The organism is Neisseria sp. P0009.S007, assembly GCF_051962515.1.
The window spans coordinates 1-5,697 of the sequence record NZ_JBQCVF010000123.1 but is presented as its reverse complement, the minus strand read 5'-3'; the positions used below and the strand labels follow the sequence as shown (position 1 = coordinate 5,697).

Sequence of the window (5,697 nt, the reverse complement as noted above, 5' to 3'; positions counted from 1 at the left end):
CCATCCAAGTCTTTGAAGTATTGTCGTAAGTTTTGTTCAATACATTGCGCAATGTCAGTCGTCGTTTGATTCATCGTGATTGTCTTTCTTTAGATTTGTTTTTAGATGATGAGTCCGTCTGAACATTCAGACGGCGTTTATTTAATTTGATTGAGAAATTTACTCTATTCAATTCTTATTTTTTATCAAAATCTTATACTGCAATAGATTTCTGTAATTTACTATCCCAAAATGCCCGCCATATCCCGTTTTCTTGAGCCAGATAGATAACAAATTCATTATTGGCATGATCGGCAACGTAACGAATGGAATACGGTTTTTCTTCACAATTGACTATCCAAACATGAAATTTCCGTGCTTTTTCCCAAGATTGGCGGTTATATCCTATTTCTTGATACGCTCTAGGAATAGGCGATTGAGCCTCTTTTTCCAGAGAGGTTTGAACCTGATTATCCCATGCGTTCAAACTCTGCAGGATTTCCATACATTGAGCTTCATCCCCTGAGGTAAAATACAGCAGGATATTATGCGCTCCCTCACTTAACTCCAGCTCAACCGTATTACCCTGCTCGTCATAATGCCCTTCATCATTGACCAGCCGACGAGTGGCATCAGCCAATTCCTGTTCCCAATCCACATGTTCGAAACGATTGCGCGGAAACATGGAATCAGCTTGATGCTTTTTAGAAAATATACGTTTAATCAACTGAAACATAGGGTTTCCTGAAACCATCTCCTCACACAACCTACTCCTCAAAGCAAGTAATCTTACCAACCTTTTCTCCGTCAGGTTCGATTTCTGCTACATTATCTCCATATTTATTACCCCAAAAGAAACGCCCGTTCTCCTCATACAAAGGCTTGCCCAGAACATACCAAGCCTTATCCAAACTATCACTGGGACGGATGGTTTCGCATGTTGCTTTATCCTTACCTGCACTCAGCATACAAGCATCATGTTGACGACAATCAGGATTCATGCACCTGCCCTTGTCTTCATTCCAATAGCGATCCATTAATTTACAGGCTATCAGATTGTAGTCATAAGCATAAATACCAAATCCTGTCAGCAACAGCGCGGCTATGCCGAAGCGTTTGAACCGTGAGGTCAATTTCATATTTACTTCCCAAAAAGAAAAAGGCCGTCTGAAACCCTTTAGCCTTCCCGATAGCGGCATACCCAGCGGTCGGTTTTTTCTGAAAGCGTCTCAAAATAGGCGGCAAGGGTGTCGTATTGTGCTGCGGCGCTGTCCAAGCGGTTGATGTCCCGGCGTGTTTGTTCGCCGTCGGGCATTTCGTCGATGTACCAGCCGATGTGTTTTCGGGCGATGCGTACTCCGGCAATTTCTCCATAAAATTCATACATAGCGCGGATGTGGTTCAAAATGGTGGCGTTGCATTCTGCCAAGCTTAAGGCCGGCGGTAAAACGCCGTGTTCTGCATAATGTTTTAAATCACGGAAGAGCCACGGCTTGCCTTGTGCGCCGCGCCCTATCATGATGCCGTCGGCAGCGGTTTGCTTGAGGACGGCGGCGGCTTTTTGCGGCGAAGTAATATCGCCGTTGACCCAAACGGGGATGTTCAGACGGCCTTTGGTTTCGGCAATCAGTTCGTAACGCGCTTCGCCTTTGTACATCTGTGTGCGGGTGCGGCCGTGGATGGCAAGGGCTGCGATGCCTGATTCTTCGGCGATTTTGGCAATGGTCGGCAAGTTTTGATGTTCGTCGTGCCAGCCCAAACGGGTTTTTAGGGTAACGGGTACGTCCACCGCGTTGACAACGGCTTCCAAGATTTCGGCAACCAAAGGCTCGTTTTGCATTAATGCGCTGCCTGCCTGCACATTACAGACTTTTTTGGCCGGGCAGCCCATATTGATGTCAATCACCTGCGCGCCCAAGCCGACGTTATACCGCGCGGCTTCCGCCATCTGCTGCGGATCGCTGCCGGCAATCTGCACGGCCACCACTCCGCCCTCGCCTTCAAAATCGCTGCGGCGCAAAGTTTTTTTGGTATGGCGCAAGCTCGGATCGCTGGTCAGCATTTCGCATACCGCCCACCCTGCGCCAAACTCGCGGCAAATCCGGCGGAACGGTTTGTCCGTAATGCCTGCCATGGGGGCAAGTGCGATAGGATTGTCAATGAAATAGCCGCCGATGTGCATGATATTTGCGCCGAATTGAAAGGGCTGAAATTGTACAATTTTTAAGCAACTTTTCCAATCGTATTTACATGTTGCACAATGAAAAAGGCCGTCTGAAACTGAGTTTCAGACGGCCTTTTCAGCCAAAACATTTAAATAAACAACATGACAACCATCCGCACTGCGTCCTGAATCATGGCAATAATCGGCCAAATCAGTTTGGCCAGCAGGCCGGTAAACAACAGGATCAGGATAATCCATGTGCCGTATGGCTCGATTTTACGGAACTGCATGGACTGTTTGGCGTTGAGAAAGGTATCGATAAAAATACCGCCGTCCCAAGGCAATATCGGAATCAGGCTGAATGCGACCCAAATCGAGTTCACCATCACGCCGTAACCGGCCATCTGCGCCAAGGGCGCTTGATAAGACTCAGGCACATACGCAGCAAGTACGACGACAAAGCCCCAAAAGAACGCCAAAATCAGATTGGCTATCGGCCCCGAAATCGACACCCAACGCCACGCGCGGCGCGGATCACGGAAATTGCGCGAATCAATGGGCATAGGACGCGCCCAACCAAACAAAAAACTGCCTATCATCAGACACACCAGCGGCACGACAATCGTACCGACAGGGTCGATGTGCGGCAGCGGATTGAGGGTCAAACGCCCAAGCTGCTCGCCGGTATGGTCGCCCCAATACCGCGCCGTATAACCGCGTGCCACTTCGCGCACGGTAATGGCCAACAACACGGGCAATACTGCCAGCAGAAATACGCCTAAATCAAAATTTGCAAACATGGTTTTCCTTATCAAACATGCCGTCTGAAAACAAAAAATATCCTTTCAGACGGCCTGAGGCTTTAATCTTCTTCTGTCTTATCCGAATCGAAAGACTCTTTCAGCTCTTCCCAAGTAATGCCCTTACCTTGCGGATTTAGTTTGAAGACTGGTTCACTATAAAGTAATGGCGAATATCTTTAATAAAAGACCTGTCATGCTGAAATTTAACACGCAGTACCAATTCCATAAAGGTTTTCAAACAGTATGATTCATTGCTTCTCGCAATCATACCCAATTCGAGCACCCCATTTATTTCAAGCCTAAAGGCCGTCTGAAACTTCAAATCCAGTTTCAGACGGCCTTTGATTTCCTATTTAAAATGCCTCAGCTGTTTTACAGGCTGTAATACATTTCAAATTCCAGCGGATGCGGCGCCATGCGGATGCGGCGGACATCTTCCTCTTTAAAGGCAATGTAGCTGTCGATCCAGTCTTTGCTGAACACGCCGCCGCGCAGGAGGAATTCGTGGTCGGCTTTGAGGGCGGCCAATGCTTCTTCCAAAGAAGCGCAAACGGTTGGCACCAATGCATCTTCTTCCGGAGGCAGGTCGTACAGGTTTTTATCGGCAGGATCGCCCGGATGGATTTTGTTTTGAATACCGTCCAAACCGGCCATTAACAAAGCGGCAAATGCCAAGTATGGGTTGGCGGTCGGATCAGGGAAACGCGCTTCGATGCGGCGTGCTTTGCTGCTGTTCACAGACGGAATGCGGATGGAAGCGGAACGGTTTTTGGCGGAATATGCCAGTTTGGTCGGCGCTTCAAAGTGCGGCACGAGGCGTTTGTAGGAGTTGGTGGACGGATTGGTAATCGCGTTCAGGGCTTTGGCGTGTTTGATGATGCCGCCGATGTAATAAAGGGCGGTATCGGATAAACCGGCATAGCCGTCGCCTGAGAACAGGTTTTGACCGTCTTTCCAAATGGATTGGTGAACGTGCATACCGCTGCCGTTGTCGCCCATGATGGGTTTGGGCATAAATGTGGCGGTTTTGCCGAAGTTGTGGGCAACGTTTTGAATCACGTATTTCATGTCTTGGGTTTGGTCGGCGCGTTTGACCAAAGTGGCAAAGCGGGTGCCGATTTCCATTTGGCTGCCGGTACCGACTTCGGCGTGATGAACTTCCACTTCGATGCCGAGTTCTTCCAAAACATTGACCATGGCAGAACGCAGGTCTTGGCCGCAATCAATCGGCGCAACAGGTGCGTAACCGCCTTTGACGATTGGGCGATGGCCGGTGTTTTGACCGTCCATGTGCAGGCCGCTTGACCATGCGCCGCTTTCGGAAGTGATTTCGTAACGGGTTTTGTGCATGTCGGTTTCAAATTCTACGCCGTCAAAAACGAAGAATTCAGGCTCGGGGCCGAAATAGGCGGTGTCGCCGATACCGGAAGATTTCAAATAGGCTTCGGCGCGGCGTGCGATAGAGCGAGGGTCGCGGTCATAGCCTTGGCCGTCAGCCGGATCGATGACATCGCAGGTGAGGACGACGGTGGTGTCGTCGTAGAAGGGGTCGATGAAGGCAGTTGCGGGGTCGGGGCGCAACTGCATGTCGGATGCCTGAATGCCTTTCCAGCCGCCGATGGACGAGCCGTCAAACGCCTGACCGTTTTCAAACCACTCTTCAGGGTCGTCGAGGACGATGCGGGCGGGGATGGTGAAGTGGTGCTGCTTGCCTTTGGTATCGGTAAAGCGCAAATCTACGAAGCGGGCTTCGCTTTCTTCAATCAGTTTTACAGCGTCTTTGATGGACATCTTCAGCTCCTGAGGGATTGGGTTTAATTTGTTATTCTATCACGGTAAGGCCGTCTGAAATACATCAGGGCACCCGTTTTTACGCAATGAAATATAGTTTCAGACTGTTTGATTGTCAACAATTTTACATTACGCTTTCTTAACATAAAGACCGCTATAATAAGCACTCTTTTCTTTTGTTTTTTCAGACCCATTTTATGAACAACACTCCGCGTTACGCCGTTTTCGGCAATCCCGTTGCACACAGTAAATCGCCGCAAATCCATCAGCAATTTGCGCTGCAGGAAGGCGCGGCCATTGAATATGGGCGCATTTGTGCCGAAATCGGCGGTTTTGCCGAGGCTGTTGCGGCGTTTCGTGCCGAGGGCGGGCAAGGTGCGAATATAACTGTTCCGTTCAAGCAGGAAGCTTTTGCGCTGGCAGACGAACATTCCGACCGCGCCTTGGCTGCCGGCGCGGTCAATACGCTGGTGTGGTTGGAAGACGGCAGAATACGTGGCGACAATACCGATGGTATTGGTTTGGCCAACGACATCACGCAGGTCAAAAACATTGCCATCGAAGACAAAACCATTTTGCTTTTGGGTGCAGGCGGCGCCGTGCGCGGCGTGATTCCGGTTTTGAAAGAACACCGCCCTGCCCGTATCGTTATTGCCAACCGTACTCATGCCAAAGCCGAGGAATTGGCGCAGCTTTTCGGTATTGAAGCCGTCTCGATAGCAGATTTGAACGGCGGTTTTGATATCATCATCAACGGCACGTCCGGCGGCTTGAGCGGTCAGCTTCCTGCCGTCAGCCCTGAAATTTTCCGCAACTGCCGCCTTGCCTACGATATGGTTTACGGCGACGCGGCGCAGGCGTTTTTGAACTTTGCCCAAAACAACGGCGCGGCCGAAGTTTCAGACGGCCTGGGCATGCTGGTCGGTCAGGCTGCCGCCTCTTACCATATTTGGCGCGGAT

At 50.0% G+C, this 5,697-nt stretch carries 6 protein-coding genes; 1 reads left to right on the top strand and 5 read right to left on the bottom strand.

Features of this window, described 5'->3' with window-relative positions:
- Nucleotides 1-193 precede the first annotated feature (193 nt).
- From ACTHS3_RS10020 to glnA, 5 genes are all read right to left on the bottom strand, one after another.
- Nucleotides 194-715 carry a hypothetical protein gene (locus ACTHS3_RS10020; protein ID WP_070625044.1) on the bottom strand — a complete coding sequence of 174 codons (522 nt, stop codon included), beginning with the start codon at nt 713-715 and terminating at the stop codon, nt 194-196.
- Between the two features lie 31 nt (nt 716-746).
- Nucleotides 747-1,118, bottom strand: coding sequence for a toxin (locus ACTHS3_RS10015; RefSeq protein WP_070625045.1), 372 nt, complete (start codon nt 1,116-1,118; stop codon nt 747-749).
- Nucleotides 1,119-1,156: 38 nt separating this feature from the next.
- Nucleotides 1,157-2,161, bottom strand: coding sequence for a tRNA dihydrouridine synthase DusB (gene dusB, locus ACTHS3_RS10010; protein ID WP_070625046.1), 1,005 nt, complete (start codon nt 2,159-2,161; stop codon nt 1,157-1,159).
- A gap of 131 nt (nt 2,162-2,292) precedes the next feature.
- Nucleotides 2,293-2,943 carry a site-2 protease family protein gene (locus ACTHS3_RS10005; RefSeq protein ID WP_004518789.1) on the bottom strand — a complete coding sequence of 217 codons (651 nt, stop codon included), beginning with the start codon at nt 2,941-2,943 and terminating at the stop codon, nt 2,293-2,295.
- Nucleotides 2,944-3,318: 375 nt separating this feature from the next.
- Nucleotides 3,319-4,737, bottom strand: coding sequence for a type I glutamate--ammonia ligase (gene glnA, locus ACTHS3_RS10000; RefSeq protein ID WP_070625047.1), 1,419 nt, complete (start codon nt 4,735-4,737; stop codon nt 3,319-3,321).
- Nucleotides 4,738-4,934: 197 nt separating this feature from the next.
- Here glnA and aroE point away from each other — a divergent pair.
- Nucleotides 4,935-5,697, top strand: a 763-nt coding sequence (gene aroE / locus ACTHS3_RS09995; protein WP_440367873.1) for a shikimate dehydrogenase, incomplete at its 3' end; no start/stop codon positions are given.

Coding starts and splice junctions, on each gene's coding strand:
- ACTHS3_RS10020 (WP_070625044.1), bottom strand. CDS start 715: ATGTTTCAGTTGATTAAACGTATATTTTCTAAAAAGCATCAAGCTGAT.
- ACTHS3_RS10015 (WP_070625045.1), bottom strand. CDS start 1,118: ATGAAATTGACCTCACGGTTCAAACGCTTCGGCATAGCCGCGCTGTTG.
- glnA (WP_070625047.1), bottom strand. CDS start 4,737: ATGTCCATCAAAGACGCTGTAAAACTGATTGAAGAAAGCGAAGCCCGC.
- dusB (WP_070625046.1), bottom strand. CDS start 2,161: ATGCACATCGGCGGCTATTTCATTGACAATCCTATCGCACTTGCCCCC.
- ACTHS3_RS10005 (WP_004518789.1), bottom strand. CDS start 2,943: ATGTTTGCAAATTTTGATTTAGGCGTATTTCTGCTGGCAGTATTGCCC.